Below are 3,568 nucleotides of genomic sequence, written 5' to 3' on the forward strand. Positions count from 1 at the left end.
ATAGGTGCGCGCGAGATAGATTTTGCGCGCATTGGCGAGGCGCACCGTTCCCGCGGGCACCGCCACCGGCTGCGCCAGATTGGTGACGTCGAACAGCTTCACGCCTTCGGCATCGGTGACCCAAAGGTAGCGGAACTGCACCGCGCTCGCCCGCGCATCGGTGAGCGGCAGTTGCGCCGTCACCTTCGGCTGTAGCGGCGTCGAGAGGTCGAGCACGACCAACCCCGCGTCGGTGGTGATATAGGCCATGCTGCCCGCCAGCGTCACATGCCGCGCGCCGGCCAGCACATTGTTCTCGTTCCACGTCAGCGCGCGCTTCAGCTTGTTGTTGCGGAACTCGCCATCGGCCAGCGTGTCGATATCGACCAGCACCAGCCCTTCGACGCTGTCGGTGATCACGGCATAGCGATAGATGTCGTGCATCACCTGTTCGTGATTCTCGGGGAAATTCTTCACGATATTCTCGTTGCGCGCGACGCTCACCGGCTGCGTCGTCGCGATCGCCATGCAGGTCGCATTCTTCGTCTTCACATGCGTGTCCTGCCCGAGCGGCGAGAAGGGCGCGCGGACGATGCGTTCGGAAAAGCCCTTGTTGCCGATCGAGGCGACGTCATAGACGCGGAAGCCCCCACGGCCTTCAGCGACGAACATATATTCGCCGCGCTGCTGCAGGCAGTTCACTCGCCCGCTCGTGTCCTGAACGATGTTCGCGAATTCCTCGAGCGCCTGCGTCTCGCCCGAACCCATCGCGTCGAAGGTCTTGCCGCGCACCCAATTCTTGAGCTCGCGCCCGTTCTGCTCGACGTGCAGCTTCCAATAATCGGGATAGGCATATTTCTGCAGATAGCTGCCGATCACCGCCTGCGGCTCGTCCCATTCGGTGACGCGCGTCGCCTGGAAGCCGCCATCGAGCCCCGACCAGACGTTCAAACCGACGAAATTGACGAAATTGGTGCCGAGCAAATTGAGCTGCGCCATGATCGCATTATTGTCGTCGGCCTTTGACAGGTGACAGTCGGAACATTGCTTGGTTTCGGAACGACGCACCGTATGCGGGAAATGCGGCGCGAACGCCTGGCTCGAATAGCCCGCCGACGAGATCGGCGGCTGCTGCACATAAATGCGCTCGCGGTTGATGTTCGTCGACGACAGGACGAGCGCGGAGGTCGAGCGGACCGGGGTGATGATGCCGCGCACCTCGCCGTCCGGACCCGGCTCGCCGGGCTTGGTCAGCTGGTGCCGGCCGAGCTGGAACATCTCGTCGCGCGCGACCTGCGGGTTGTAGGTCGCGAAGTTGCGCGTCTCCTCGCCCTCGAAATGGTGCATCTTGGTCTTCCAGTTCGCCTCGATCGGCAAATGGCAGCCGCCGCAACTCGTCGTCCAAGAGAGATGACAGGTGAAGCAGGTCATCTTGTCGTCGCCGTGCGCGCGATCTTCGCGCCCGACCCCCGGTCCCCATTCATACTTGCCGTCTTCCGATCCCGAACGCGCCATCAGTTTCGCGCGCGCCGCCTTCGCGTTGAAATGCGGCCCGGGGGTCACCGCCTGCTTGACCAGGCTGACCTGCCATTCGAGCTTCGGATCGACGATCGAACGCTGGATCAGGCCAATGACTTCGGCGTCGTCATTATACTGGAATTCGAAACGGCGACGTCCGTCGGGATTGCGCAGCAGCGCGAGGTTATTGCCCTGCGGCCGCGCCGCGACGTTCGAGGTCAGCAGGTTCGGAAAGGCGTCGGCGGTGCCATGGCAATCCTTGCAGCTGATCTCGACTGCATTCGCAACCTCGCCCTGGATATAGCCGTTGCCGTGGCTGTCCTGCGCAAAGTGGCAGTCGGCGCATTGCATCCCCTTTTCGGCGTGAATGTCCATCATATGGACCGCCTTGCCGGGGTTGATTCCGGGCGGCACGAACTTGCCCTCGACGCCGGGCCTCCCCGGATCGGCGCTGGTGAGGCAGAGGTCGCGCTCCTTGGGATCGGTATAATGGCTGCAGCTCTTGCGCCATTTTTCCGGGTCCTTGGGGTCGATGATGTTCGCGGCGTCGGTGCCATAGGTCGCCATATTGCCGTCGGCGGTCAGCAGATTGCCGCTCCGGTCGCGCTTGAAGATGCCGCGGAAGTTCCAGCCATGGCCGTGATAGTCGGCGAACTGGGTGTCCTTGTTGCTGTCGTTGACGTCATAGACGTCGCGCAGGAACTCGACATCGGCCCATAGCCCGCGTGCCGCCGCGGCCTCGGGATTGCGTTCGAGCACCTGATGCACTTCGGCCGCGGTGGGATAACGCTGCTGCTTATATGTCTTCTGATACTCCGCGTCGCTCATCCCCGGCGGGCGCGGCGCGCTATTGTCCGGCCCCGGCCACATCTGCGGCGCGTCCGATTCATAATCCCACATCGTGTAGCCGAGGTACGAGTTCAGGAAGATGTTCGGCTGGTGCATGTGGCACGACATGCACTGCGACGTCGGGATGGCGCGGGTGAAGCTGTGGCTGATCGGATGACCCGATTCACGCCGCGGTTGCTGTTCGGGGCGTGCGGGGACATCCGGATCGGCGGGATCGATCAGCGCGCCATGCCCGCCCCCGGCATCATGGCCGTCGCCCGCACCATGCGCATCACCACCATGCCCGCCTTCGGGCTTCCATTTCTTCTCCGCAATCGTCGGGTCGACCGTCGCCGTTTCGCCGTCGCGACCGAACTTCGCGTAAGTCAGGCTGTGCCGCGGCTCGCGATCGTTCGCGTAAATGACGTGACAGCCCGAGCAGCCCGAATGACGATAATCGCCGGGCTGGTCGTTCGTGCCCATGAACCACGACAGCGGATCGTTGAGGCGCGTCTTGTGGATGTTGAGCACCGGGATCGAGACGCGGAGGCCCGTGCCCGGACCGCGGTTCGATTGCTTGAGGTCGGGGCGCCCCGGTTCCTCTAGCCGCTGGATGCTGCCCGTCGGATTGGGCAGGCCGATTTCGGGAAATTGCGTGTTGATGTTGCGCCCGCCGCGCTCGAAGACGCGGAACACGTCGCCCGGCGGCAGCACGCTCCAGCGCGGCAGCGGATACATTTTCGCGAGCGCGCCACGCTTTTTCTCGGCATCGGTCAATATCTTGTCGAAACCGAAGCCCGGCTTGCACGCTTCCTTATATTCCTCGGCGGTCAGCCGCGACGAGGGCGACAGGATGCACGCGGGTTCGCCTTTGCGCGTATAGGCCTCGCCGAAGATATAATTTTTATAGGGGACGATGCCATTGTTATACGCCGCGCCGCCCCACAGCATCGCCCCGGTCGACATCATCGATCGCTCGGTCGCCTCGATCACCTCGAGGTGGCACGAACCGCACGCCTCGCGCGCGACGCGATAGTCGCTGGGGTTCACGAAGCGGATGAATTCGGGCGATTCCTTGTTGAGCAAAGTATAGCTGCGCTCGGGATTCGCTGAGCTGTCGTGCCACGCGCCGGGCAGTGTCGGCTGCGGATGCGCGAGCTTCATCACCGCCTTGTTCGTCGGATGCTGGTAGCCGAGGCTGGGGGTGCCGCGCTGCGCAGCGTCGCCGCCGTGGCAGTCGGTG

1 protein-coding gene is annotated in these 3,568 nt (G+C 63.5%); it reads right to left on the reverse strand.

All coding sequences use genetic code 11. The features are described from left to right. Positions 1–3,568: hypothetical protein (locus tag VJ811_RS14895; protein ID WP_324073727.1), on the reverse strand; the 3,568-nt coding region annotated here is incomplete at both ends.

It is taken from the genome of Sphingopyxis sp. (assembly GCF_035250425.1).
In the GTDB taxonomy this organism is placed as follows: domain Bacteria; phylum Pseudomonadota; class Alphaproteobacteria; order Sphingomonadales; family Sphingomonadaceae; genus Sphingopyxis.